The sequence below is a fragment of the Arthrobacter sp. TmtSoilC77 genome (genome assembly GCF_059739415.1).
This window is the reverse complement of record NZ_AP046050.1, coordinates 3,949,255-3,973,948: the sequence shown is the minus strand read 5'-3', so window position 1 is coordinate 3,973,948 and position 24,694 is coordinate 3,949,255. Positions and strand designations below refer to the sequence as shown.

Genomic DNA, 24,694 nt, shown 5'->3' with positions numbered 1-24,694 from the left:
AATGGCGCGCAGACCGGGCCCCGTAACGCAGACCCACTCAGCGAGGTGCGGCCGGTGACGTGCTCGGACCAGGGGAAGGCGGGGGAGCCGGAGGGTTGAACGCACCGCTCGGATAGAGGGCGGTGGCCTGCATCATGTAGTTGGCCCACTGCGGGCCGGCGATCATGTAGCCATCCAATGACTTGTAGAACTTGCCGTTGATGGTGACGTTCTGTCCCGCGCGCTGTTGTCCCGCCGTCGTATCCCCAAAGAATGAGGCCGTGGCGAGCCGTGTGGTGAAGCCAGCCACCCAGGTTGCGCCGTTGTTGTTGGAGGTACCGGTCTTGGCCGCCACTGGGACCTGGTTCTGGACTTTGGGTTCGATGTAGACCCCGGATCCGAGCTTGAGCACGTCCTGCAGCACCGCTGTAACTCCCCGGGCCACAGCAGGTTTCACCGTCTCCTTGCATTCAGGGGTTTGCGCTGGGTATTTCCTGCCTTGTGAGTCGCTGATGTCGGTGATGGCGATTGGTTTGCAGTAGGTGCCATCGTTGGCGAATGTTGCGTAGGCGCTCGCCAGGACAACAGGAGCGACGCCGATGGACCCCAGGAGGTTGCCGATCTGGTGCATGTTGATCTGGGCGTTGTCCAAGCCGCTGTGCAAACCGACCGCGTCCACCATTTTTTGGATGCCGCAGAAATCCAACTGGGCGGCAGTAGCGAAAGTGGCGGTGTTAATGGAGTTGTAAAGGCCGTAGTTGATGGGCATTGGGCGGTAGTAGCCCTCGTCGTTGTTCTGCAGGTCATCATCCGCGCCGAGGTTTTGGGCCTTCTGCGCAGTGCTGTATCCACCCAGCACCTTGCCGCAGCTGGACCGCCAGGGGAAGCCAACCGGGTAGACCCGGCGGGAAGCATCCACCACGGCAGTGGGCGACTTGCCCTCGTTGAGCCACTCCGCGAAAATGAACGGCTTCATGGTGGAGCCGGGTTGGAAGCCACCGGCACCGTTGAGGTCGTTGCCGTTTTCGTCCTTCGCATCCACGTTGAAGTTCAACTGGGTATCGAATTTCCCGTCCTGCGGAACGAACACCGTGTTTTGTGCCATGGACAGTATCTTTCCCGTGCCTGGTTGCACGGTGGTCATCGAAGCACCCCACTTGTCCGGGTTCGCGCCTGCAGAGGCATCCACTTGTACTTGTGCCGCCGCCTGCAACCGGCTGTCCAACGTGGTGGTGATGGTGAGCCCGCCCCGGTAGAGGAGTCGTTCGCGGTCCTCCACGGTTGCGCCGTAGGCCTCATTGTTGAGGATCAGGTGGGACACGTAATCGCAGAAGTAGATGGCAATGGTGGCGCCCGCGCAGCCCTGCAGGGAAGGAGTGATTTTCAGCTCAACGGGGCTGGCGACTGCCGCGTCATGATCTACTTGCGTGATCTTGCCTTGTTCCAACATCCTGTCCAGCACCAGGTTTCGGCGGGCGAACGCTGATTCCGGGGCGGTTGTTGGGTCATAGACGCTGGGTCCGTTCACCAGGCCGGCCAAGAGCGCGGCCTGTGGCAATGTGAGGTCTTTTGCTGATGTGCTGAAGAAGTAGCGTGAAGCAGCTTCGATGCCATACGCGTTCCGGTTGAAGAACACGATGTTCAGGTACCCCTCAAGGATTTGGTCTTTGCTGAAGCGTTTCTCAAGCTCCAACGCCAGCTTGATCTCGCGCAGCTTGTCACCCATGGTCTTGTCCCCGCTGAGCACCACGTCCTCGGGCCGACCCTGCGAGAGGCGGGACTCGTTCAGCACGTTGGTGACGTATTGCTGGGTCAGGGTGGACGCGCCCTGCCGGGTTCCCTTGGTCACGTTGGATGTCAGGGCGCGGATGATCCCTTGCGCATCTACTCCGGGATGTTCGTAAAATCGGCTGTCTTCGATGGCCACGATTGCCTGGCGGATGAAGGGTGACATCTGATCCAGAGGTACCTTCACCCGGTTCTCAGCATAAAACGTGGCGATGTGCTGGCCATCCGCACTGAGCACGGTGCTGGAAAGGGACGGCGAATCAACGTCCAGTTGGCTGGGAAGGCTTTCGTAAAAGCCGATGGAACCGCCCATGGTAGTGCTGGTGAACTGAACCACCGGCACCATGAAGCCGCAGATCAGCACCCCGCAGAGGGCGCTCACGAAGAAAAACCCGAAGATCCTCAGAAGGACCTTGCCAAGACCTAACCGTGGACCCTTGTTCCGCGCCATTTCGTGCCATTCCGTCGAGATGTCAGGCTGAAAAGTAGCTACAGAATACGTCTGCGGACGCCGTCAATCCATGGCTCCGAGGCCGCAAAAAGGTCCCAAATTGGACTCAATCCAGTGGCAGTGTCACCCTCACGGTGGTGCCCCGCCCAACCCCGGAGTCGATCTCGACTGACCCTCCGGCGTCGTGTACGGCAATGGACATGAGCAGCAGGCCGAAGCCGTGGCGGCGGCCGCTGGGGGCGGCGTGGATTTCGAAACCTTTGCCGTTGTCCATGATCGTCAGTTGGATTCCGTGGTAGACGGCGTTGAGGCGGATGGTCAGTTCACTGGCGTCGGCGTAGTTCAGCGTGTTGCTGAAAGTCTCCTGGGCTACGTGGTACAGCAGCGCGGCGGACGCGGAGGAGATCTCGATGCCGTGGTGGGGTGTGTGCCAATGGACGGTCACTCCGGAGCGTCGAAGCGGCGCAGCAAGCCTGTCGATGCATCCTGCGACACCCAGTGCGTGGAAATCCACGGGGTGCTGGTCCTGGATGATGCCCTTGACGGCGATCACCTCGGTTAGCGCTGCTGACTGTTCCATTGGTTCCCCCACATCATTGTGATTCTTGCTGGTTGTTCGTTGCCGAAACCCTGATGGATTGATGGAACGAGGGCTTCGTCTGCTTCCAGCGTGGCGCGCCAAAATCAAGGACTCTGTTTGTTTGGCTCAATTTCCCATCAAGTTTGCGGGGCGGGCTTGCGGATGTGGCACTCTTCATGCGGGGGCGCCCGACGGCGGCACGTGCGTCCCGCCGTCGGGCCCTGTTTGTGGGGTCTAACCTTCCTGTGGAAGCGCCGCGAGCAGCAGCCGGCAGGCGCTGGGGATCGGTTGGATGATCTCGACGGCGGTCGTTTCGGCAAGGCGCCGGGCGGTGGCGCTCAGTGGCCCGCCGGCAATGATGACCGCCTGGGAGCCGTCGTTTTCCGTCGCAGCGCTGACTGCTTCGGCCAACTCGTGGAATTGTCTTTCAGGATCGGCAGCGAGGGCCAGCGGCTCGGACTTCGTCAAACGAACACCAGCAAAGTGCTCCGAAAGTCCATGGGCCGCAACCAGCTTGCCCAAGGCGTCCACCAGCAACGGAGTGCTGGTCGCCATCCCAAAACGACGCAGCTTGCCATCCCGAGCGTGGGCTGCGGCGTGCACAGAGCCTTGACCGATGCCCATCACCGGGATGTCCAGTTCCCCGTCCAGTTGCGCGCGCCCGGGATCACCGATGGCGGCGACGATCACGCCGGCGACCCTGCCGCCGTCGGGCCCTGAAAGGTAGTTTTGCACTGCTTCGTTGACATGCCGGGCCGACTCAGCCAGCGAGACGGGATCCACAATCATGGAAGGTCCAGACGACGCGGTGATACCGACTACCTGGAGACCGTGGGGTTCCAGGGTCTCCTTGGCGAGGTCCACCATCATCGCTGTTGTGCTGCTGTTGGTGTTCGGATTTACCAGGAGGACGATCCGGGCTGACGGCCGGGGAGTATCAGTGTCCATAAATTGCCGCCTCCTCGTCGTTGCCGGGTTCCGAGTCTTCTTCCAGTGGCTTCCCGAAGGTTTCCGGCGGGAATTGAACCACGATTGCCAGGACACAGAAGAGCACGGCCAGGGTGGTGAACATGCCGGGCAGACCCGCTGAGTCAAAGACAGCTCCGGAGATGAGCGGGAAGAGACCGCCGGACAACGAGCCTGCTGCGAGGATAATCGACGTTCCGAAGCCTCGGGTGCGGGTGGGGTAGAGCTCCGGGGCGAACAGCCAGATGGTGGTGTTCAGGATGATGACGGAGAAGTTGAAGAGGACACCGAAGATCACTACCAGCACGATGTCGTTGGCGAGGAAGGCCATGGACAGTCCTGAGAGGCACCCAAGGATGGCGGCAGCCGTGAGAACCTTTTTGCGTGGCAATCGGCTGGCCAAATAGGCAGCGGTGGCCGCGCCCAGCAAAGAGCCCGACTGCATGATGAGGGTGAACCAGAGGCTGGTGTTCACGGCATATCCGCGGGAAACCAGAATGGTGGGCATCAGCGTCAGCATCGAAATCTGGGCGGCGTATGACATGCAGACGGCGATGCAGAGCAGGACAGTGCGCTTGAGGAGCTTACCGCGCAGCGCGTCCTTCCAATGTCCTGACGCCGTGACCACCACGGGGTCTGGCACTGCGGTGATGTAAGTTTCCGGATCGGCTATGCGTCCGGAGAGCTTGTTGCGGGCCAGACGGGTGATGACCATGTTTGCTTCGTCGATCTTGCCCTGGGATGCAAGGAAACGGGGCGTTTCGGGGACAAAGCGTCGGAAGAACATCACCAAAAGGGCGGGGATGAACAGCAAGCCGAACACCCAGCGCCACTTGTCCGGACCATCGAAGAGCGTGAAGACAAGGATGCCAAAGGCAGGTGCAAGCATGTTGCCCAAGCCGGCCGCGGTGACGTTGATGAGTCCGACGGCGGTCCCGCGGTGTTTCGCTGCGAAGAACTCCGCCATCATGATCACGGCCACTGCGATTTCGCCGCCCAGCCCAAAGCCCACCACGAAACGGCCAGCGGCGAGGATGGGGTAGTTGGGGGCAACGGCACAGAGCAACGAACCACCAGCGAAGATGATGAGGTTGATGACCAGCATGTGCCGACGGCCATATTTATCGACGATCAGGCCCGTCGCCAGCCGTCCGAGTGCGGTTGCCGTAAAAGTCATTGTGTTCAGCAAGCCGATCTCGGTGGCCCCAAGACCCCACGACTGGCGCAGGATGGGGCCGGTGATGCCCACGGCGTTTTGCTCGAGGGCATCGAAGAATACCCCCAGCAGGATCATGAAGACGATCTGGCGGTGTGCCCCAGTCACTCCGATCCGCTGGTACGCGCCTTCAATTTGTTTCGCCAGGGATCCGGTCCGCGGTGTTGCAGCCTCCTGGGCAAGGTCTTTTTCCACAGTGCGCTCCTTACTGAGCTCTGAAGGTTCATTCATTGCCACGTGAATGGTTCCATCATGCGGAATGCGAATATCACATGAAGGAATGTGATGTAGATTACGCTTTGGGATACCAAAACGCCACGGTTGGCGCGTAAACAAAATGTGACCGGATGCTCATGGATGGACTGGGCGCGAGTGGCTTCGTGCCCCCTTTGGCCATCCTTGGCCATGGATGCAACTGAATAAGGTTGTTTTCTGGCAATTCCATCGCAAAAAGGGTCGGGAAGCCAAGGGCAGCCAGCGGCTCAACCTCACCAACACGGAAAAGACAAAGCACGCCCCGACGGCAACGTAGTATGCCATCGGGGCGTGCTTGGCTGTGTTTTGGAGGTCTGCGTCAGGTGGAACCTAGCGGCGCCCGCCCCCACCACCAGGACCCTGTGCCTGCGTGTACTGGCCTGCCGTCACAGTTCCCTGCTTGTCCGCTCCGTCAATGGACCCAGTCGTCAGACCAGCCTCCGCATCCGCCTTGCCTCCCGTGTAAACCGTGTACGTCTGGCCCTCGCTGATTGCGGACGAGGAGAACACCAGGGAGGCAATGGTCTTGGTTGTCACGAAGGATGCCACCACAGTCCCCGACGGGTCAACGATGTGCACAGGCGTGCCGGCAGCCACAGAGGAGTTGAACGTTACCTGCACGCCGGACTGAGTGGATGAGGCGGCCGGGGTTACCGCCATGCCCGCACTGCCTGCCGCAGCCACGGTCCCACCCGTGACGGTCAATTCACCGTTGACGTCAAGCGCGCCGTTGCCATCGTTCGTGGGGCCGTTGACCACCACCGTTCCCCCGGAAATCGTCGCATTCCCGTTGGAGTCCAAGCCGTCTCCCTGGGAGTTGATGGTCAAGGTGCCACCGGACACGTCAACGGTGTAGTCGCCGACGGTCTCGCCGCCGCCCATGCCGCCTCCCATATCGCCTGGGCCGGTGCCCGCCCCGGAATCCGCAGAGTTGGAGGACCCGCCCGAGGCGTTCACGCCGTCGTCGTTGGATGTGACGGTGACATCGCCACCGGAGACGGCGATGTGCTGGGCCTCAAGCCCTTCCTCCGACCCGGCCACAGTGACTGTTCCTCCCGTGATGGAGAGGGTGTTGAAGGCCTTGACGCCGTCGTCACCCGCGGTGACCGTCAAGGAGCCCCCGCTGACCAGTAGCCAGCCGCGGTTTGCGTCTGTTTCGTTGTCTGCTTTCACGCCATCTCCGCCGGCTGTCACTTGGTAGGCGCCGTCCAGCAGCACGGTGTAGTCCTTGCCGCGGATGCCATCGTCCTTGGCGTCCACCGTGACTTTGCCGGAGGCCATGACCAGGCCGTCCTTGGAGACGATGCCGTCGTTGTAGTTTCCGTTGACGGTCAACGAACCCGGCCCGGCGATGGTCAGGTCCGCCATCGAGAAAAGTGCCGCATTCGGTGCGTCCTCCCCCTGCTCGGCATAGCTCGCGGCGTCGGTCAACGTGTTCGAACTGCCGTCTTCCAAGTAGACGATCGCTTCGTCCGCGCTCTTGACGGAGAACGGCGAACCGGTCGAATTTCCCAGTTCCACACCATCCAGGATGATCCGGACGGTGTCGGAATCGCCTGCGGCCACCACGATCTGGCCGTCGCTCAGCGAGCCGCTCAGGCGGTAGGTTCCGGCCGCGCTGATGGTGACGGTATTGCCGTCCACCGCCACGCCAGTGGAGGCCGACGACGTCACTTTGCTGCCGCCGTCGGCAAGGCTGACCGCCACTTCAGACGCAGGGTCCCAGGTGAGGTCGTCGCTGTCGAAATGGGTATCTGCCTCGATCGTGGCAGCGGTGACGGTCTGGGCGGAGTCGCTGGTGGACCCGGTTGCGCTGGATGACGAGGTGCTGGAAGTAGTGGAACTGGTGGCGGCGTTTGAGCAGCCGGCCAGTGATACCGCCAAGGCGACGGCGGCAACGGAAAGGTAAGTGCGGAAGGAGCGCATGGTGGATTCCTTAGGGAAGTCTGTGGGTTAGCTGATGGTGGCGGGACGCAGGGGCATCCGGCGTCGGAGGGTTTGATTCCAGCGGTTGGCGGGCAGCCCGGGGTGGAGCGCAGCCATGCCGGTGGCGAACTTGGAGATGCGGCAGGGGCGAACACCGTTCCTCCACAGGTGCTTGTCCAGCGGGCCGGGGGCGGATCCGGACTTTGTCTCAACCACGACGGCGTCGTCCAGGACCCACGGCTGCCCGTCCGGGCGTTGCCAGGTGACCTCTGAATCGATCGTCGCGCGGCTCCCGGATTCCGGAAGGAAAAGCGTGGTGCGGCGGTAGCGGGTGGAGAGGACAGGTCCCAGCGGGCCGAAATTCACCCCACCAAGGGTGGCTGCAAGGGTCTCGTTCACGTAGGCCAGGCCTTCCCCCGTGAGCCGGTCGCGGTTGCACAGCTCATAGGGGATGCGCTCCTTGACGGTGGCCTCGCGGGCACCTTCGGTCTTGACCTCCAGGAAGCTCAGTGCGGTGTCCAGGTAAGTACGGGTGCGGATCTTGAAGCGGCGGCGACGACCATGCGCGGCAAGCATGTAGCTGTCCAGGTCCGGGGTATCGAAGTAGACGGAGTCGTAGGCGAACGTCCGATTTCCGTCCATTTCGAGGACCCGCGCCTCCGTGGTGAAGGTCGACAGGATCCACCGGGCGGTTGCGGACGGCACCAGATACTTGCGGTCCACCCGCGTCAGTAGCGCGGCTTCGGTGGTGAGTTCTTCAAGCCCGACGGCGGGTAGCTGGTTCAGCTGGGGAATGATCGCTTCGGCGTCGAAGTGCTTCATGCGACACCCGTCGAAGTGGGCACGGGTTGCTGTGGCTGACTTGCCGACGGCTCTGTGGCGGGCAGTTCCTCGGGTGCCGGCGTGAGTGCGCCTGCAGGCTGGTCGAAGCCGAGCGGGCCCTGCGAAGCAGCGTGGTCCTGGGAAACAGCGTGGCCCTGTGAATCAGCGTGGTCCTGTGGAACAGCGTGGGTTTGACTCACGCGGGAGGACCGTACGGCATACCGGACATCCACGATCGTTTTGTCGTTCACCAGGTCCAGCTCCTGGATGGTGGCCGAGTGGACCGTGCCATCGAGGACTTCCTCAAGCCGGGCGTGGAGTTCGTGTTCGTTGTTGATGGCCCGGTCCAGGACCACGGTCTGGTGCCTGTAAGCGGGGAGGACCCTGGGGTTGTCACCGACGAACATGACCAGGAGGACCATGCCCATGAGGGACAACGTCAGCCAAAGTGGTTCTACGCCGATGCCTGCGATCAGCCCCAGCGCCAGCGCTGAGAAGTAGTAGGCCACCTCGTGCTGCGCGAGTTCCGTGGATCGCAGGCGGATGATTGACAGAACACCGAACAGCCCCAAGCCGAGCCCAATCCCGGCTGCTGAGCCGGACAAGGCCGTCGCAACTGCCAGGACCCCAACGTTCATGCCCAGGTAGGAAACTACAAGGTCACGACGCCGGTGCCGGCGGAGGTAGAGGGCGAACGTGAGGACAGTGATGGCGGCGAGGTCCGCTGCTATAAGGACGATGGTGTTCATCGGATTCTCCGGAATCTGTTGGTTGGCTGGTCTCCACGATTCCCGGTCCTGCTGTGCTGAAACTGTGCCGGGACCAAGGCTGGGATATGCGTTTCGACGTCGGCTGGTTCCGGTGTGCCGGCCAAGGTTGTGCCGGCCTTGCGGGCGAAGAGGAATCGCTGCTGCACGGCGAAGCTCACGCCCAGCAAAGCCATCTCCGTGACGAGCTTGGCCAGCAAATCCGGAACAGCAACGGAGGTGAGGGCCCACATGATCGAGTAGTTGGCGGATAGCAAGATGACAACGAGCGCCATATATCCTGCGGCGGTGGAACGCAGTGATCTTTCCGTGCCGTGATCGAAGACCAGCTGTCGGTTGACCAGGAAGTTCACAGCCGAGCTGATCATCCTGGCTCCGACCACTGCCAGAAGGAGCGAATCCGTAAGCGCGCTGAGGATCAGGAAGGCCACCGTATCCACCAGGAATGCCGAGAAGGACGAACCCAGGAACTTCAACAGCGGTGCGTAGATTCTGATGGAATCGGCCACAGGCCTGAAATGCGAGCCCGAGTTGTTATCCAGGTACACCGTTGCGATGTCCACGGAGTCAATGGCGTATCCGGCCTGCTTCGCCTCCAGCAACAGGTTCAGCTCGTACTCGTACCGTTGGCCGCGGACAGTCAGCAACCAGGGGAGCATGTCCGCCCGGTAGCCACGCAGGCCCGTTTGCGTGTCGGCCATCCGTTGGCCGGTAGCGAGCCGGAACAGCCAGCGCGTAACCGTGTTGCCGAACTTACTGCGTGCAGGAACGTCGCCTGAAAAGTTCCGGCATCCCAGAACCATGGTGGCCGTAACTCGGCCCACCCTGTCCGCAACGGCCAGGATGTCCGCGACGCCGTGTTGGCCATCGCTGTCGGCACACACCACGTCGTTGCCAGGGAATTCGGCCGCAATGAAGGCGAAACCACTCTTGAGGGCATGCCCTTTGCCGCCGTTGACGGCGTAGCTGAGCACGTGGCACCCAAGCCGGGCGGCGTCGTCGAACACGTCATTGAAGTCCGGTCCGGAACCGTCGTCCACCACCACGATCCTCAGCCACGGATCGGCTTCCTGGATGGTGCGGACGAGGTTGATGAGCTGGTGGTCCGGCTCGTAGGCCGGGATCAGGACAATCATGACGACTGGGCGATGTAGAGGATGTCGGAGGTGCCGCGCTCTTTGTTGTCGCCGAGCGGATTGTTCACCAGCGCACCGTTGAAGTACATGGTTGATGAGCCGCCGCCGTCGATGTTGTATGCGGTGGTTGCGCCAAGGTCCTTCATGATCTGTGCGAGGCCGGTCATGGTGACGCCGGCGGAATAGCCCGGGCTGCGGCCATCCACCACCACAAACACGAGATGGTTCCCGTCGATGACTCCCACGGCCGTGCGCGGTTGCTCGCCCTGGATGGAGTGGTTGCCGAAATTCGTATCGACCTCAACATCCTCGATGCCCGAGGCGATCTCGCCATCGTCCAGCAATGAAGGCCCAAACGAGAGCGTGTTCCACACACCATCCGCAAGGAGCTGATCAGCCGACGTGGTGGTCTCGTCGTATACCTTGACGGTGCCGTCCTTGTAGAACGCCAGACCCTGGCGTGCGCCCTCGTCCCGGTACACCACGCCGTTGCGGATCACGATGCCCGTATCCCGGAAACCGTAGTAGTCGCCGTTGATGGCGAAAATGGCGTTGTGGTCCTGCGCGATCGCGGACGTGGTCTCCGTGATGTTCTGGCCATAGGTGTCTTCCGCAAAGGCAGACTTCAGCGTCGTCGCGTCATCAAGCACGACGTCGGCGACGTAGTAGGTGACCGTGTTGTCGCCGCTGCCCGTGGTCACAGTCGAGATGGTGACACCGGTATCGCCAGAAGAGTACGAGGTATCGGTGACCACAGCGCTCGCGGACGTTTCAGCGGAGCTGGAGTCCGGCGTCGTGCCTGTATCTGTTGTGCCCGCCTGGCTCGCTTCGTATTCCGAGACGTTGGTGATTTGGGCGTGGGGAATGACGAAACGGTCCAATGCCCAGGCCGTGGCACCCCCGGCAGAGAGAGTGACCGCCAGGACGGCGGAGACGACGGCGCGCCGGGTCCGGCTGCCCTTACGGTTTTCGGTCTGTTGAGGAGTCATGCCTCATTTCTACGGACCGGGCCTACGCCGGAGGTTTGCTCCACTTATGTGTGGGCTGTGAAGGCTTTTAGCGGTGGAAATCTGCCTCCAGGGCTGCTTCTTCAATGCGGAACCTGTGTGCTGCCCATTCTTCGGAGTTGCGGGACGGGATGTTGGGGTCGCCTGGTCTTTGGCCCGCGGTGGCGTCGATGAGCTCACGGATGATGTCCGCGTGCCCTGCATGCCGCGCGGTTTCCACGCACATGTGGACAAGGATCTGATGGAGCGTCACATTTCGCTTCTCTTCGGACCACCAGGGCACAACGCCGGGAGCATCCAAGGGGAGGGCTTCGATAGTGGCATCGCTGTGGTTGGCCGAGAAGTGGTGCAACTCCAGAATTTCCGCGCGGCTTTCCGAAGCGGGCACCCACAGATCAGCATCCGGCTCGGCGTCCTCCGCGAACCAAGGCAACTCACGGCCGCTCGGACGCCCAAACGTCTCTCCGAAATAGCCCAACTCCACGCTCGCAACATGCTTCACGAGGCCCAGGAGATTCGTACCCGTGGGGGTCATGGGCCTGCGGGCATCGTATTCGCTGAGGTCATCCAGCTTGCCGAGCAGGTCCGCCCGGCGCAGGCGCAAATAACCGAGCAACGTCGCTTTGTCGTCCATGGGGAGCACTCTACCCAAGCGGGGCCGACACGAGTTCGCGGGAAACGCACGAAATCGCCGGAAACTCCAGCGAACTGGCAGCTTTCCGGCGATCTCGGCGCAAGCAGGCAAGGACTAGGTGAGCTTCACCTGGCGGTTCATGTCCTTGTACAGCAGGTAACGGAACTCGCCCGGACCACCCGCGTAGCAGGCCTGCGGGCAGAAGGCACGCAGCCACATGAAGTCGCCGGCTTCCACTTCCACCCAGTCGTTGTTGAGCAGGTACATGGCCTTGCCCTCCAGGACGTACAGGCCGTGCTCCATGACGTGGGTTTCCGGGAAGGGGATCACACCGCCGGGCTGGAAGGTGACGATGTTGACCTGCATGTCGTGGGCGAGGTCGCTGGAGTCCGTGAAGCGCGTGGTTTTCCAGACGTCGTTGGTATCCGGCATGGAGGTGGGCTCCACGTCCTTCTCGTTGGTGACGAAGGACTTGGCCTCGAAACCTTCGAGGCGTTCGTAGGCCTTGCGGATCCAGTGGAAGGAGACGATGTCGTCGGAGACGTTTTCCAGGCCCCACTCCGCGCCGGCAGCGAGGTAGGCGTAGCCACCCTCTTCGAGGTGGTGCAGTTCGCCGTCGAGGGTCAGGTTGACCTGGCCCTTGGTGACGAAGATGACGCCTTCAACGCCGGACTCAAACTCGGCCTTGGGAGCCCCGCCGCCCGGTGCGATCTCCACGATCAACTGCGAGAATGTGGTGGCGAAGCCGGAGATCGGCCGCGCAATGATCCACGAACGCGTGTTGGAGAAACCCGGCAGGTTGCTGGTGACGATGTCCGTCATCACGCCCTTGGGGATCACGGTGTAGGCCTCGGTGACGATCGCCCGTTCCGTGGTGAGGTGGGTCTGCGGCGGCAGGCCGCCCTGGGGGTAGTAGTACTTACCCATGGGAATGCTCCTTATCAGTGGGAAGTCGGTTGCGCGAGCCGCGGGTGCGCCAATGCGGTCAGCTGTGAAAGTTCGACGCCGGCAAGCGCCTTGACCTCGTCGGTCCCCACTGCGCCGCACTGGACGCCACGGAGGACGAAGCCGGCAAGCGCGCGGGCGGTGGCGGGCTCGTCCATGACGCCGCCTTCGGTGCGTTCTACATAGTTACGGAGGCGGAGAGCCGCGGCGGGCAGGCCTTCGCGGTAGAAAGCGTACGACGCCGAGAAACGGCTGGGGAGCTGGGCGGCGTGGAGGTCCCATCCTTGGTAATAGCCGTTTTCAAGGGAGCGGCGGACCAGCCGGCCGTGAAGCTTCCAGGCGTCTTCAACGGCGTCGCCCACAGGAATGATGTTGGTGGAACCGTCAGAGAGGCGGATACCCGTTCCGGCGACAGCGAGCTGCATGACTTCCTTGGCGAAGTCGGCCACGGGATGCTCCATGGATTGGTATTCCGCTGAGATTCCCAGCGAAGCGCTGTAATCGTAGGTCCCGTAATGCAGGGCGCTGATACGGCCCGGAACAACGTGGGGGAGCTGTGCCACGGGAGACGTTCCATCGGCGCCCAGAATGAGCTGCGGCGTTTCCACCTGCACCTCGAACCGGAGCCTCCCCGCGGGAAGCCCGTGGACTTCCTCGAGGCGCGAGACCGCGAAGTCCATGGCCAGCACCTGAGCCACCGTGGTGACCTTGGGCAGGGTGAGGATCAGTCCTGCCGGGAGTTCCCCGGCGGCAGCGAGCGTGGAGACGAACAGGTCCAAAGTACGCAGTCCGCGGGCCCGGGTGGCTGCTTCGAAGCACTTGAATCGGATGCCGATGAACGGCGGAGCGGTTCCCGCTGCAACCGCAGCAGCAACAGCGTTGGCGGCAGCAACGGCGTCGGCGTCTTCTGCCTCATCGCCGCGGTCCCCGTAGCCGTCCTCGAAGTCCAGGCGGAGGTCCTCGATCGGTTCGGAGGAGAGTTTCGCCGCCACACGGGAGGCAACAGCGGCAGCCAAATGAGGCTCCTGGCCCAACAACTGGCCGAGCTTTTCCAGGCCACCGTGAGCTTCCGCCGTCGCGAGCGCCTGGGCGCCCCACTCCGCCGCAAATGACGGCGTGAAGCGGTCCGCCGGGATGTAGACGGTATGAATGGGCTGGCGTGAGCCGTCGTCGCCGGGGTAGTTGCGGTCCAGGAGTTGGTCCGTCGCCTCAAGCTGGGACTCGATGTGAGCCAGATCAGAGGAAGAGAATGAACCCATCTCAGCCCACCAGCTCGTAAGCGGGTGTTGTCAGGAAATCGGTGTAATCGTCTGACAGACAGATGTCCTCGATCAGCTTGGAAGCCGGCTCGTAGTACTTGGTGAAATTCTCGTCACCGAATTCGATGCGCAAACGCTCGGTTTCTTCGCCGAGGATCCGGGTGACGAGTTCGCGGGTCACCGTGTTGCCCGTGTCCGCGAGGACGGACTTGTTGCGGATCTGCTGCCACACCTGCGAGCGGGAGATTTCCGCGGTCGCGGCATCTTCCATGAGGTTGTGGATGGCGACGGCACCGCTGCCGGAGATCCAAACGCCCGTGTACGCGACGGCGACGTAGAGGTTCAGCCGCAGGCCTGCCTCTGTCACGGTGCCGCCGGCGGAGGCGACGTCGATCAGCTGCTCAGCCGTGACGTTCACCTCGGGGCGCTGCTTGTCCAACTGGTTGGGGCGGTCGCCCAGTACCGAATCGAACACTTCGCGGCACGTGGAAACGAGGTCCGGGTGCGCAACCCAGGAACCGTCGAAGCCGTCGTTTGCCTCGCGCGTCTTGTCGGCACGGACCTTGTCGAAGGCCGCAGCGGTGACGTCCGGCTGCTTGCGGTTCGGGATGACAGCAGCCATGCCGCCCATGGCGAAGGCGCCGCGCTTGTGGCAGGTCTTGACCAGGAGCTCGGTATAGGCGCGCATGAACGGCGCGGTCATGGCAACGGTGGCGCGGTCCGGGAGGACGAACTCTTCGCCGGCATCACGGAAGTACTTGATGATGCTGAAGAGGTAGTCCCAGCGGCCGGCGTTCAGGCCCGATGCGTGGTCGCGCAGCTCGTAGAGGATCTCGTCCATTTCAAACGCGGCCGGGATGGTCTCGATGAGGACGGTGGCGCGGATGCTGCCTTGCGGGATGCCGAGGAAGTCCTGGGCAAAGACGAAAACGTCGTTCCAGAGGCGGGCCTCAAGGTGGCTCTCCATCTTGGGCAGGTAGTAGTAAGGGCCATGGCCGTTCAGGAGCAACTGCTTGGCGATGTGGAAGAAGTGCAAGCCAAAGTCCACCAGCGCGCCCACCGCAGGTTCGCCGTCGATGAGCAGGTGGTTCTCCTCCATGTGCCAGCCGCGCGGACGGGCAACAACAACAGCCAAAGGAGCGTCCGTGCGCAGACGGTACTCCTTGCCTTCCGGCGACGTGTAGCTCAGGGTTCCCTGGGCGGCGTCGCGGAGGTTGAGGATCGCATCAATGACGTTGGGCCACGTGGGAGTGCTGGCGTCTTCGAGGTCCGCGAGCCACACCTTGGCACCGGAGTTCAGCGCGTTGATGGCCATCTTGGCAGGGGTTGCCGGACCGGTCATCTCCACGCGGCGGTCCTGCAGGGCTGCCGGTGCCTCAGCGACCTTCCAGTCGCCGTCGCGGATTTCCTGGGTCTCCGGGAGAAAGTCCAGGCGGCTGGTGTCCGCAACCTTCTGGCGCTTGGCTTTGCGGGCCTCCAGCAACTCGGCACGGGTGCCGGCGAAGCGCTTGTGCAGTTCCTCGATGAAGGCCAATGCCTTGGGGGTTAGGATCTCCTCGGCGCGATCGATCGGCCGGGGATCAGTGACTGTGATAGCCATTTGGCGGTGTCCTTTTCTAGAGTGCGCTGGCGGCGTTGGCGTGCGCAGCTGCTGCTACGGCACTGGCCACATCGGCGGCAACATGGGGATCGAAGACGCTGGGGATAATGTAACTCGCGTTCAGCTCATCGTCAGCCACCCGGTTGGCAATTGCCTCCGCAGCGGCCACCAGCATGTCCGGAGTGATGTCAGATGCTCCAGCATCCAGCAGTCCGCGGAAGAAGCCGGGGAAGGCCAGCACGTTGTTGATCTGGTTGGGGAAGTCGCTGCGACCCGTGGCAACCACGGCTGCGTGCTTGGAAGCGATGACGGGGTCGATTTCCGGCGTCGGGTTCGCCATGGCAAACACGATAGCGTTCTCGGCCATGGAAGCAACCTGCTCCTCGCCGATCACGTGCGGGGCGCTGACACCGATGAACACGTCCGCTCCCTTGAGGGCGTCATGCAGGGTTCCGGCGAAGCCTTCTTCGTTGGTGTTCGCGGCGATCCAGCTGCGGTGCTCGTCGTCGTACTTCTCGCCCGAGTGGATGGCGCCCGAGCGGCCGGCGGCGATGATGTGCTGCGCGCCCTGGGCCTTGAGGAGCTGGATAATGGCCGAGCCGGCCGCGCCGACGCCCGAGACAACGATCTTGACCTCGGACAGCTTCTTGTCCACTACACGCAGGGCGTTGACCAATGCGGCGAGGGTGACGATTGCGGTGCCGTGCTGGTCGTCGTGGAACACCGGGATGTCGAGTTCTTCGCGGAGGCGGTTCTCGATTTCGAAGCAGCGCGGGGCGGCAATATCTTCGAGGTTGATGCCGCCGTAGACGGGGGCCATGGCCTTGGCGATCATGATGATTTCTTCGGTGTCCTGCGTGTCCAGGCAGACCGGCCAGGCGTCAACGTTGGCGAACTGCTTGAACAGTGCGGCCTTGCCTTCCATGACCGGGAGGGCCGCGGCGGGGCCGATGTTGCCCAAGCCCAGGACAGCCGAGCCGTCGGTGAGGACTGCGATGGTGTTGCGCTTGACCGTCAGGTTGCGGGCGGCAGCGGGGTCTTCGGCGATCGCCAAGCAGACGCGCGCGACGCCGGGCGTGTAGGCGCGGGACAGATCGTCACGATTGCGCAGGGCTACTTTGGGGACGACCTCGAGCTTGCCGCCCAGGTGCATGAGGAAGGTGCGGTCCGAGACGTGCTGGACGGTCACGCCGTCGAGGGCGTTAAGGGCATCCTTCACACGGGCTGCGTGGGCGTCGTCCGTGGTGTTGCAGGTGACGTCAACAACGATCGTCTCGTGGTGGGATTCCGTGACGTCCAGCGCGGTGATTGCTGCACCGGCTGCGCCGACGGCTGCTGCCAGTTCGCTCGTAGCTGTGAAGCTGGACGGTGCGGCGACGCGCAGGGTGATCGAGTTTCCGGGGCTCGGATTCGCCATTGAAATTCCTCCTGTTAGGCCCGTTCCCGGGCCGCCGTTCCAAACTGAATGTTTTCGTATTATGGATATTATTATCTACAAAGTGGAAATACAACCCCCTACTCGGTCATCTTCGGTGTCATCGCGCATGGGGCCGGCGTGCTGTATCTTGGGTGTTCTAAGCAATTCTTTTCACGATGCGGATAAGAGTTGTCGGAATCTGAGTCATTGGAGACAAGGGAATGGCTGAAAAAGCCTCCGGAGGCGTGCAGTCCGTTGAGCGCGTCTTTGAACTGCTGGAACTGATCACGGATGCGGGTGGAGACGTCACTCTGAGCGAGCTGTCGTCGTCCACTGACCTGCCCTTGCCCACCATCCACCGCCTGCTGCGCACTTTGGTCTCCCTTGGCTACATCCGCCAGCTGCCCAACCGGCGCTACGCTTTGGGCCCCCGGCTCATCCGGCTTGGCGAGGGGGCCAGCAAGCAGCTCGGGGCCGTGGCGCGTCCGCAGCTGAAGACCCTCGTTGAACGCCTTGGCGAGACTTCCAACATGGCGGTGTTGGATTCGGACATGGTCATCTACGTGGCGCAGGTCCCGTCCATGCACTCCATGCGGATGTTCACCGAGGTTGGCCGCCGCGCCCACACGCATGACACCGGCGTTGGTAAAGCGATCCTGGCGCAGCTCGACGACGAACAGGTCCGTGGCATTGTTGCCCGCACCGGCATGCCCACGCCCACGGCCAAGAGCATCGGCGACATCGACTCCCTGCTCGCGGACCTCAAGCTGATCCGTGAGCGCGGCTACTCCATTGACGAGGAAGAGCAGGAGCTCGGCGTACGCTGCTTCGCGATGGCAGTGCCCAATGCTCCCACTCCTACCGCGATCTCCGTTTCCGGGCCCATCACCCGTGTGGACCAGAGCTTTGCCGACCGCGCTGTGCCGATGCTGCGCGAGGCCGCCCTGGCGATCTCCGCGGAGCTCAACCAGAACTGACCCGCCTCCCGCCGAGTTGGCATTTGATGGCAATGTTTCCCCGAAACATTGCCATCAACTGTCATCTCGGCGTGGGTTTTGAGCGGGTAGCTTTCCTCATCACCGGATCCACCCCGACGGCGGCCGCGAAGTTCAAGTGCTTGTCCCGGACATAGATCAGGGCTTCTTCGCCCGACTGGTCCGTCACCTTGAGCGTGTCCTGCGGGCCTTGGGAATGCCGATCAAGGGGACCAATGCCTGACGCAAACCCATCGCGGCGGCAACCCAATGGTGGGCTGCCTGCGAAAGTGAGTGCCGGCGTCGTACATTCCCGTAGGCGATCAGACCCTGCTAGCCGACAAAGGCGGCAGTGTCCCCCAAGGAAACACTGCCGCCTGTTGCTATCTCTGCGACCGGGACCTAGTGCTCGGAGGCGCTGGAGGTCTTGAGCGGGACTTCCTTGCCGTCAGCGTCGATGAGCTTGCCGTTCTCGAAGCGGTCGCCTTCGCTGAGGCACTTGATGTCCTCTTCGCTGACGATCCGGTCCGTACCAGCGACGAACACTGACTGATTGTCTGTGTTGCCTGCCTTGAAGTGGTTGAACAGGATGTTCAGCAGGATCGCCATGACCGCGGCGGAGCTGATGCCGGAGTGGAAGATCGTGGAGAACCAGGACGGGAACTGGTCGTAGAACTTCGGGGCGGCAATGGGGATCATGCCGAAGCCGATCGAAGCCGCAACGATGATCAGGTTCATGTTGTTCTTGTACTCAACCTTGGCAAGCGTCCGGATACCGCTGGCTGCCACCGTGCCGAAAAGCACGACGCCGGCACCGCCCAGGACGGGCGTCGGAACCGCTGCGACCACTCGGCCGAGGATCGGCAGGAGGCCCAGGACCACCAGGATGAGGCCGCCGGCGCTGACCACGAACCGGCTCTTGATGCCTGTGATGGCCACGAGCCCAACGTTCTGGGCGAAGGCGCTCTGTGTGAAGGAGTTGAACAGCGGTGAGATGGCGCTGGAGAGCATGTCCGCGCGGAGGCCGTCGCCGATGCGGCGGGAATCAACCTTGGTATCGACGATCTCGCCCACTGCAATGATGTCTGCGGAGGTCTCGGTAAGTGTTACCAGGATGACGATGAGCATCGAAATGATTGCTGCGATTTCGAAGGTTGGAGCGCCGAAGGCGAAGGGCGTGGGGAAAGCGACGATGTCGCCCTGGCCAACCTTGGAGAAGTCTGCCATTCCTGCGACGAACGCGATGATGGTGCCGATGACCATGGCCAGCAGGATGGAGAGCCGGGAGATGGCGGCGTTGCCCACCTTGCTCAGGAGCAGGACGACGCCCATGGTTGCTGCGGCGAGGCCAATGTTGGCCATGCTGCCGTAGTTGTCGGCCTTCGCGTTTCCACCCATGGCCCAGTTGGCTGCAACCGGCATCAGCGTCAGGCCAATGGTGGTGATGACAGTGCCCGTGACCACGGGCGGGAAGAACTTGATGATCTTGGAGAACAGGGGAGTGATGGCCAGGCCGATCAGGGAAGCCACGATGACCGAACCGAAGACGGCCTGGATGCCCCCGCCGCCTTGGACGATCGCAACCATCGTCGAGACGCCGGCGAAGGAGACGCCCTGAACAAGGGGTAGCTGTGAGCCGAAGAACGGGATGCCCACCGTCTGGAGGATGGTGGCCAGGCCTCCGACGAACAGGCAGGCTGCGATGAGGAGGCCGATATCCTGCGAGGACATGCCTGCGGCGGCGCCGATGATCAGCGGTGGGGCAATGATTCCGCCATACATGGTGAGGACGTGCTGGAAGCCGTAGGCGAACGTGCTTCCGATGGAGAGCCGCTTGTCCTCGGGACGTTCCGGCTTGTGCGGCTGCGAAGAGGTGGTATTCGCAGGGCGGGGTTTCTTCTTGATGTTCATGGCAGACTTTCTGGGTTCATGGCAGACGTCTTCGTCTGGCTAACTGTGTCTGGCTAACAAAATCTTGGGGTTTTTGGGGTTGGAGTTTGTGTGCAGGTCCGGCATTGGGACGCGATGGGGGACCTGCACACAAACTCCTGGTGGTGCGTTGTTAGGGGTGGTGCTTAGCAGAAGCCGGCGATGCCGCTCCATGCAACGGGCGCGGCTGTGGTGTTGTCGCGCTGGACGGTTGCTTCGATGAGGCCGTACGGGCGGTCCGCGGCGAAGAAAACCTCGTTCGGGTTGTCCAGGCCGAACGGGCTCAGGTCAACCAGGAAGTGGTGCTTGTTGGGCATGGAGAACTTGATCTCGTCCACTTCGCTGTGTGCTTCCAGGACCTTCTTGCCCATGTCGAACAGGGTCTGCTGCAGGGCGTGGGAGTAGTTCTCGGTGAAGCCTTCCAGCAGCAGGGCCTTGATGTCCTCGTAGCTCTTGTTGAAGTCCGTGCCGGCAAGGTCCACGTTGGTGTTGTAGCGCCAGCGGGCGGACACATCAGTGGCAAGGATGCGGTCCGTGGTTTCCGGCAGGGTGGTGTATTTGTCGCGCGGGTAGCCGACGAAGCCCGACTGGGTGGTCTTGAGGACGGTAAGGTCCTTGAGGCCGGAAATCACGTGCGTGGTTGCGCCATCGCGGACGACGACGGCGGTACGCACCTCTTGTCCGTTGCGGACGAAGCTGTGGTCGTGTCCCGCGCCGTGTGCCTGGATGCGATCCCAGCTGTAGGCCTCGGCTTCCCAGCGGCCACCGGTTACCCATTCGAACCCGCCGGTGAAGTGATCGGCGAGACGCAGCAGGAAGGACTCCGGTGAGCCGATGCCGTCACGGGCAAAAGCGTAGACAGTGTTCTTCTGGGTATCGGTGGCAACCACATGGCCGTTGTCGCCTTCGAGGTGCGCAGCCTGGAAATCGCCGCGCAGCTGCGAAGTGACATTCAGATCTTCGATGTGGTGGCGGTCAGTATCCCGAGTGACCTTGACGACGCGGACTTCCGCTTTGCCGTACTGGTTTTCGCCGAGGACGATGTTGTTGCTCATGGTCATATCCCAACTTCTGTGAGGTGGAACCTACGTTCCATCAATGAAATTAAGCGCGTGTTTCCACCGCGTTTCTGGTGGAGCCGACCCAACAAAAAAGAGCCGGCATCCATTGATGCCAGCTCATTACGACCCTGCCTGCTGCTCTCAGGTTACGTGACGTACGCCACGAACTCATTCGAGAGTAGCGCATGATTTCGGCTTGTGTATATGGGTTTCCGGAGATCGTTATGAAGCAGCGAAATGTGACCGGAGCAACTCTTCCTCCCTTCTGGACGGGTATTGACGCTTCGTTTGGGAGCTGCCTACACTTTCACATAGCAATAAATAATTTCCGAAATACGGAAACTGCTTGCATGAGAAAGAGGAGGAACAGATGGACTCGAAGGATACGAACAAGGTCGTGGAATTCCCGGCACCGGGTCAGGAGCTGTACCTGCCTTTCGGTGCAACAGATCCGGACTTTTACATTCCGGCCGACTGCGACCGCAATGCGGGCGGATTCTCGCGCTGGCTCCGCGCGCTCCCGGTGTTCGGCCGGCAGCGCCCCTAGGGTCTTTCCTGCATCCACGGGCCGCCTCCAACGCCGCACCCCGTTTCGACGTGTAGCTGCGGGTTAGACGGTAGGAGTCGTCTAACCCGCAGCAAGCCGTCTAGGCGGACTTTTCCACATAGGATCAAACCCTCCTGTCCCAGGGTCACAGGGTCTGGCCAAGCTTGGTTCATGACTAAGACAGCCCTCGGGGAGCTCCCTCCCGGCATGAATCTGTGGCGGACGAGCGAGCTCAATGCGGCGGGATTCAATGCCCGCGCCATAGCCACCCTCGTGCGAGGGGGTGTGCTGGTAAGGCTCCGCCGAGGTTGCTACATCCGCGGGAGCACCTGGGCCGCGCAGAAGCCTTGGGTGCGAAGCCGACAACTGATCGCAGCACACGCTCATGGGACGCTCACGACGTCGGGTGGCGGCTTGGTCTACAGCCATACCTCCGCGGCGCGACTCCACCGGCTGTTCCTCTGGGACGTAGATGACCGGATACATGTCACTCAGGAGAAGCCGCCGTCGCCTATCTCGCATGGCCGCGACGTAGTGGCCCATTCCAGGATTCTCACCAAGGACGATGTGGTTCTTGTGGACGGTCTGCCGTGCACATCCCTGGAGCAGACGGTTGTGGACTGCTGCATGTTGTTGAACGTCCGGCAGGCCCTCATTTTGATGGACCATGCACTCCGCCGTGGCGCGGACGTGGGCAAGCTGAAGGTTATGTGTGCAGGCCTGGCGGGGCGGAACGGTGTCCTTTCGTTGCGGACGGCGCTGGCGAACGCAGATCCGAAGTCGGAGTCGCCCGGTGAAACCCTGACCCGCGAACTTCTTTTGCGGCTCGGGATTGGTCTACCCGAGCTCCAAGTGGAGGTTCAAACGTCCGAGGGGCGTCATCGCCTCGATTTTGCGTGGCGCAGTAAGAAAGTTGCCCTCGAGTTCGATGGGCGAATGAAGTACTTCGACTATGCGCCCACTGACGAGGTCATTTTTCAGGAACGATTACGTGAGAAGGCCCTAATGGAGCTCGGTTGGACCTTTGTTCGCATCCAATGGCGGGATCTCTTCCAAGAACAGGACTTCAAGATTCGGGTGCTTCGGGCTCTCCATGCAGCCGGATAGATGGGTTGCTGCGCATTAGACGACTCCTCCCGTCTAATGCGCAGCGAACCATCGAAACGGGCGGCCCGGCCGGCCCGGAAGAGCAGACCTACCCCGCCACCAACTTCCGCGCCGCCGCAGAGTGCTCAGCGATGAGCCCGGCAACGTCCAGCCCGGGAATTGCACCATCCACCACGCGCCACTGGCCACCCACCATCACCCGGTCCGCACGGTCCGCCCCGCACAGCAACAAGGCGGCAACGGGGTCGTGGCTTCCGGAAAACCTCAACGAGTCAAGCTTGAACAGGGCAAGGTCGGCTTGAAGGCCAGGAGCCAACTGCCCGATGTCGGAGCGGCCCAGGACGGCAGCGGACCCACGTGTTGCCCAGCCAAGGGCCCTCTCCACGGGGACGGAAGCGCCGTACCGGAGCCGCTGCAAATACAGCGCTTGGCGGGCTTCAAGGATCATGTTGGAAGCATCGTTCGACGCCGATCCGTCTACTCCCAGCCCCACGGGCACGCCCGCCGCCTCGAGTTCCAGGACCCGTGCGGTACCGGATGCGAGCCTCATGTTGGAGGTTGGGCAATGCGCGACGGCGGTGCCGGCGGCTCCCAGCCTGGCGATCTCGTCGTCGTTGAAGTGGATGCCGTGTCCAAGCCAGGTGCGGGATCCCAACCAGCCAACTGATTCCAGGTAATCCACGGTCCGCAGCCCAAACATGGAGCGGCAGAAGTCTTCCTCGTCGATGGTCTCGGCAAGGTGCGTGTGCAGCCGGACATCGTAGCGCTCGGCCATGGCTGCGCTCTCAGCCATGATCTCCTTGGTGACGGAGAAGGGAGAGCAGGGGGCAAGGGCTATCTGAACAGAAGCCCCATCGCCGGTCTCGTGGTACTCGCGAATCAGCCGTTCGCTGTCCGCAAGGATCGTCCCGGGTGACTGGACCGTCGTCCGGGGCGGGAGCCCGCCGTCGTCCTCTCCCAACGTCATGGATCCGCGGGTCAGTGTTGCCCGCATCCCCATGGACCGGACCGCCGCGACCTCGATATCAATGGCATCTTCCATGCCGTCGGGGAAGAGGTAGTGGTGGTCGGCGGCGGTGGTGCAACCGGACAACAAAAGCTCGGCGAGGGCAACCTGCACGGCGAGCTCCAGGCTGCGCGGGGTCAGCCGTGCCCACACCGGGTACAGGTTTTGCAGCCAGGGGAACAGCGGCGCGTTGGCCACCGGACCCCACGCGCGGGTCAACGTTTGGTAGAAGTGGTGGTGGGTGTTGATGAGCCCGGGCAGAACCACGTGGGCAGAGGCATCAAAGACGGAACAAGGCATCGAAGGCTGCCCGCCCGTAGATACGAGTTCCACGATCTTCCCGTCGGAAACAACCAGGCCGCCGCCGGCGTCGAGATCGTTTGCGGTGAAGATACCCAGCGGGTTCTTGATCCAAAGTGGGGTCATGTCAGGTTCCTTGTCTGGTCGGCGTGTACGCGTTCCAGCTCAGTTAGGCCCTGTCTGCTGATCCAGGAGCCGGAAGCCAACAAGTGCGTCCGGTGCGAAAAGCGTAAGATGCACGACGGCGGCCGTCAACGTGCGCAGGAGGCCCCCGGTCACATACGGCTGCTAACAGAAATCTCGTATGACGAAATTAAATTTTCAAAAATCTATGGCGCGGCTCACAAACCTGGTGCTACGCTCTAACTGCCAAAGGCGGGCACCCGGACTTCGGGAAGCTATCTACCAGGCGCAACTTAACCTTCATCGCACATGCTGAAGCCTGGTAACCAAGCTAACTGGAGCTCCGTTCCGTAGCGCCCCCAACAGGTCACCTGGCTTCCTCAGCACTAAGGAAGTCGCAACATGAGTACAACCGTCACGGCCGAGCAATTCCTGGCCACATCCATTGAGCTGGCAACAGCCAATGTCCTCAACAGTGGTGGCCCCTTCGGCGCCGTCATTGTTACCGCGGATGGACAAGCCTTTCAGGGCGTCAACCGCGTCACCGCCACGAACGATCCCACCGCACACGCAGAAGTCACGGCCATCCGTAACGCCTGCCGCGAACTGGGGACCTTCGACCTGAGCGGAGCAACCCTCTACACCAGCTGCGAGCCATGCCCTATGTGCCTGGCCTCCGCACTGTGGGCACGCGTTGACCGCGTGTTCTTTGCCGCAGACCGTCACGATGCCGCATCCGTCGGCTTCGATGATGCCGTCTTCTACGAGTACTTCGAGAACGACAACCGGGACGCGCTGATGCCGGTAGCCAAGCTGGAACTGGGCGACCCCCAGGCCCCGGCGGCCCTCCAGCCGTTCACCACATGGAACACGCTTGATTCCAGGATCGACTACTAGGG

The 24,694-nt window shown here is 62.2% G+C and carries 22 protein-coding genes; 4 read left to right on the top strand and 18 right to left on the bottom strand.

Annotated features, from left to right (window positions below; all coding sequences use genetic code 11):
• Positions 1–37 precede the first annotated feature (37 nt).
• The 14 genes from AC6I99_RS18235 to AC6I99_RS18170 form a co-directional block, all read right to left on the bottom strand.
• Positions 38–2,218: a transglycosylase domain-containing protein gene (locus AC6I99_RS18235; protein WP_497961446.1), complete on the bottom strand. Its 2,181-nt coding sequence runs from the start codon at positions 2,216–2,218 to the stop codon at positions 38–40.
• Between the two features lie 106 nt (positions 2,219–2,324).
• Positions 2,325–2,798, bottom strand: a complete 474-nt coding sequence (locus AC6I99_RS18230; RefSeq protein WP_224088909.1) for a sensor histidine kinase — start codon at positions 2,796–2,798, stop codon at positions 2,325–2,327.
• A gap of 234 nt (positions 2,799–3,032) precedes the next feature.
• On the bottom strand, positions 3,033–3,746 hold the full coding sequence (locus AC6I99_RS18225; protein ID WP_224088907.1) for an aspartate/glutamate racemase family protein: 714 nt from the start codon (positions 3,744–3,746) through the stop codon (positions 3,033–3,035).
• Positions 3,736–5,175: an MFS transporter gene (locus tag AC6I99_RS18220; RefSeq protein WP_497944417.1), complete on the bottom strand. Its 1,440-nt coding sequence runs from the start codon at positions 5,173–5,175 to the stop codon at positions 3,736–3,738. Before AC6I99_RS18220 ends, AC6I99_RS18225 begins: the two co-directional genes overlap by 11 nt.
• Before the next feature lie 390 nt (positions 5,176–5,565).
• A complete protein-coding gene (locus AC6I99_RS18215) occupies positions 5,566–7,161 on the bottom strand; it encodes a carbohydrate-binding domain-containing protein (protein WP_497961444.1) in 1,596 nt (531 codons plus the stop codon).
• Between the two features lie 27 nt (positions 7,162–7,188).
• Entirely contained in the window at positions 7,189–7,983 is a 795-nt protein-coding gene (locus AC6I99_RS18210; protein ID WP_497961443.1) for a polyphosphate polymerase domain-containing protein, read from the bottom strand.
• Positions 7,980–8,732 (bottom strand): DUF4956 domain-containing protein, encoded by a 753-nt coding sequence (locus AC6I99_RS18205; RefSeq protein ID WP_497961441.1) that lies wholly within the window; start codon positions 8,730–8,732, stop codon positions 7,980–7,982. Before AC6I99_RS18205 ends, AC6I99_RS18210 begins: the two co-directional genes overlap by 4 nt.
• Positions 8,729–9,886, bottom strand: a complete 1,158-nt coding sequence (locus AC6I99_RS18200) for a GtrA family protein (RefSeq protein WP_497961440.1) — start codon at positions 9,884–9,886, stop codon at positions 8,729–8,731. The genes AC6I99_RS18205 and AC6I99_RS18200 overlap by 4 nt, the downstream gene beginning before the upstream one ends.
• Positions 9,883–10,875 carry a phosphodiester glycosidase family protein gene (locus AC6I99_RS18195; RefSeq protein WP_497961438.1) on the bottom strand — a complete coding sequence of 331 codons (993 nt, stop codon included), beginning with the start codon at positions 10,873–10,875 and terminating at the stop codon, positions 9,883–9,885. The genes AC6I99_RS18200 and AC6I99_RS18195 overlap by 4 nt, the downstream gene beginning before the upstream one ends.
• 67 nt (positions 10,876–10,942) lie before the next feature.
• Entirely contained in the window at positions 10,943–11,527 is a 585-nt protein-coding gene (locus AC6I99_RS18190; RefSeq protein WP_497961437.1) for a DinB family protein, read from the bottom strand.
• 114 nt (positions 11,528–11,641) lie between these two features.
• Positions 11,642–12,454 (bottom strand): bifunctional allantoicase/(S)-ureidoglycine aminohydrolase, encoded by an 813-nt coding sequence (locus AC6I99_RS18185; RefSeq protein WP_017200648.1) that lies wholly within the window; start codon positions 12,452–12,454, stop codon positions 11,642–11,644.
• A 14-nt stretch (positions 12,455–12,468) separates the two neighbouring features.
• The gene (locus AC6I99_RS18180) at positions 12,469–13,731 is read right to left on the bottom strand and encodes a DUF6986 family protein (protein ID WP_497944424.1); all 1,263 of its coding nucleotides are present in this window, start codon (positions 13,729–13,731) and stop codon (positions 12,469–12,471) included.
• A 1-nt stretch (position 13,732) separates the two neighbouring features.
• Positions 13,733–15,331 carry a malate synthase A gene (aceB, locus tag AC6I99_RS18175; RefSeq protein WP_224088898.1) on the bottom strand — a complete coding sequence of 533 codons (1,599 nt, stop codon included), beginning with the start codon at positions 15,329–15,331 and terminating at the stop codon, positions 13,733–13,735.
• Between the two features lie 16 nt (positions 15,332–15,347).
• On the bottom strand, positions 15,348–16,748 hold the full coding sequence (locus tag AC6I99_RS18170; protein ID WP_224088897.1) for an NAD-dependent malic enzyme: 1,401 nt from the start codon (positions 16,746–16,748) through the stop codon (positions 15,348–15,350).
• Between the two features lie 221 nt (positions 16,749–16,969).
• On the opposite strand from AC6I99_RS18170, the gene AC6I99_RS18165 reads away from it, so the two are divergent.
• Positions 16,970–17,725 (top strand): IclR family transcriptional regulator, encoded by a 756-nt coding sequence (locus AC6I99_RS18165; RefSeq protein WP_224088895.1) that lies wholly within the window; start codon positions 16,970–16,972, stop codon positions 17,723–17,725.
• A 61-nt stretch (positions 17,726–17,786) separates the two neighbouring features.
• On the opposite strand, the gene AC6I99_RS18160 is transcribed toward AC6I99_RS18165, so the two are convergent.
• From AC6I99_RS18160 to pucL, 3 genes are all read right to left on the bottom strand, one after another.
• Positions 17,787–17,912: a hypothetical protein gene (locus tag AC6I99_RS18160; protein WP_497961435.1), complete on the bottom strand. Its 126-nt coding sequence runs from the start codon at positions 17,910–17,912 to the stop codon at positions 17,787–17,789.
• A 212-nt stretch (positions 17,913–18,124) separates the two neighbouring features.
• On the bottom strand, positions 18,125–19,633 hold the full coding sequence (locus AC6I99_RS18155) for a nucleobase:cation symporter-2 family protein (RefSeq protein ID WP_497944425.1): 1,509 nt from the start codon (positions 19,631–19,633) through the stop codon (positions 18,125–18,127).
• A gap of 164 nt (positions 19,634–19,797) precedes the next feature.
• Positions 19,798–20,712: a factor-independent urate hydroxylase gene (gene pucL / locus AC6I99_RS18150; protein WP_497961434.1), complete on the bottom strand. Its 915-nt coding sequence runs from the start codon at positions 20,710–20,712 to the stop codon at positions 19,798–19,800.
• A 370-nt stretch (positions 20,713–21,082) separates the two neighbouring features.
• Here pucL and AC6I99_RS18145 point away from each other — a divergent pair, with 370 nt between their 5' ends.
• Together AC6I99_RS18145 and AC6I99_RS18140 are read left to right on the top strand one after the other, a co-directional pair.
• Positions 21,083–21,259 (top strand): hypothetical protein, encoded by a 177-nt coding sequence (locus AC6I99_RS18145; protein ID WP_224088889.1) that lies wholly within the window; start codon positions 21,083–21,085, stop codon positions 21,257–21,259.
• Between the two features lie 171 nt (positions 21,260–21,430).
• Positions 21,431–22,366 carry a type IV toxin-antitoxin system AbiEi family antitoxin domain-containing protein gene (locus AC6I99_RS18140; protein ID WP_497944427.1) on the top strand — a complete coding sequence of 312 codons (936 nt, stop codon included), beginning with the start codon at positions 21,431–21,433 and terminating at the stop codon, positions 22,364–22,366.
• An 88-nt stretch (positions 22,367–22,454) separates the two neighbouring features.
• On the opposite strand, the gene AC6I99_RS18135 is transcribed toward AC6I99_RS18140, so the two are convergent.
• Positions 22,455–23,798 carry an 8-oxoguanine deaminase gene (locus tag AC6I99_RS18135; protein WP_497944428.1) on the bottom strand — a complete coding sequence of 448 codons (1,344 nt, stop codon included), beginning with the start codon at positions 23,796–23,798 and terminating at the stop codon, positions 22,455–22,457.
• Between the two features lie 399 nt (positions 23,799–24,197).
• Here AC6I99_RS18135 and AC6I99_RS18130 point away from each other — a divergent pair, with 399 nt between their 5' ends.
• Positions 24,198–24,692 carry a nucleoside deaminase gene (locus tag AC6I99_RS18130; protein WP_224088887.1) on the top strand — a complete coding sequence of 165 codons (495 nt, stop codon included), beginning with the start codon at positions 24,198–24,200 and terminating at the stop codon, positions 24,690–24,692.
• Positions 24,693–24,694: the final 2 nt, after the last annotated feature.

Coding starts and splice junctions, on each gene's coding strand:
- AC6I99_RS18170 (WP_224088897.1), bottom strand. CDS start 16,748: ATGGCGAATCCGAGCCCCGGAAACTCGATCACCCTGCGCGTCGCCGCA.
- AC6I99_RS18180 (WP_497944424.1), bottom strand. CDS start 13,731: ATGGGTTCATTCTCTTCCTCTGATCTGGCTCACATCGAGTCCCAGCTT.
- AC6I99_RS18145 (WP_224088889.1), top strand. CDS start 21,083: ATGGACTCGAAGGATACGAACAAGGTCGTGGAATTCCCGGCACCGGGT.
- AC6I99_RS18155 (WP_497944425.1), bottom strand. CDS start 19,633: ATGAACATCAAGAAGAAACCCCGCCCTGCGAATACCACCTCTTCGCAG.
- AC6I99_RS18225 (WP_224088907.1), bottom strand. CDS start 3,746: ATGGACACTGATACTCCCCGGCCGTCAGCCCGGATCGTCCTCCTGGTA.
- aceB (WP_224088898.1), bottom strand. CDS start 15,331: ATGGCTATCACAGTCACTGATCCCCGGCCGATCGATCGCGCCGAGGAG.
- AC6I99_RS18205 (WP_497961441.1), bottom strand. CDS start 8,732: ATGAACACCATCGTCCTTATAGCAGCGGACCTCGCCGCCATCACTGTC.
- AC6I99_RS18215 (WP_497961444.1), bottom strand. CDS start 7,161: ATGCGCTCCTTCCGCACTTACCTTTCCGTTGCCGCCGTCGCCTTGGCG.
- AC6I99_RS18200 (WP_497961440.1), bottom strand. CDS start 9,886: ATGATTGTCCTGATCCCGGCCTACGAGCCGGACCACCAGCTCATCAAC.
- AC6I99_RS18165 (WP_224088895.1), top strand. CDS start 16,970: ATGGCTGAAAAAGCCTCCGGAGGCGTGCAGTCCGTTGAGCGCGTCTTT.
- AC6I99_RS18210 (WP_497961443.1), bottom strand. CDS start 7,983: ATGAAGCACTTCGACGCCGAAGCGATCATTCCCCAGCTGAACCAGCTA.
- AC6I99_RS18135 (WP_497944428.1), bottom strand. CDS start 23,798: ATGACCCCACTTTGGATCAAGAACCCGCTGGGTATCTTCACCGCAAAC.
- AC6I99_RS18230 (WP_224088909.1), bottom strand. CDS start 2,798: ATGGAACAGTCAGCAGCGCTAACCGAGGTGATCGCCGTCAAGGGCATC.
- AC6I99_RS18235 (WP_497961446.1), bottom strand. CDS start 2,218: ATGGCGCGGAACAAGGGTCCACGGTTAGGTCTTGGCAAGGTCCTTCTG.
- AC6I99_RS18140 (WP_497944427.1), top strand. CDS start 21,431: ATGACTAAGACAGCCCTCGGGGAGCTCCCTCCCGGCATGAATCTGTGG.
- AC6I99_RS18185 (WP_017200648.1), bottom strand. CDS start 12,454: ATGGGTAAGTACTACTACCCCCAGGGCGGCCTGCCGCCGCAGACCCAC.
- AC6I99_RS18190 (WP_497961437.1), bottom strand. CDS start 11,527: ATGGACGACAAAGCGACGTTGCTCGGTTATTTGCGCCTGCGCCGGGCG.
- AC6I99_RS18195 (WP_497961438.1), bottom strand. CDS start 10,875: ATGACTCCTCAACAGACCGAAAACCGTAAGGGCAGCCGGACCCGGCGC.
- pucL (WP_497961434.1), bottom strand. CDS start 20,712: ATGACCATGAGCAACAACATCGTCCTCGGCGAAAACCAGTACGGCAAA.
- AC6I99_RS18130 (WP_224088887.1), top strand. CDS start 24,198: ATGAGTACAACCGTCACGGCCGAGCAATTCCTGGCCACATCCATTGAG.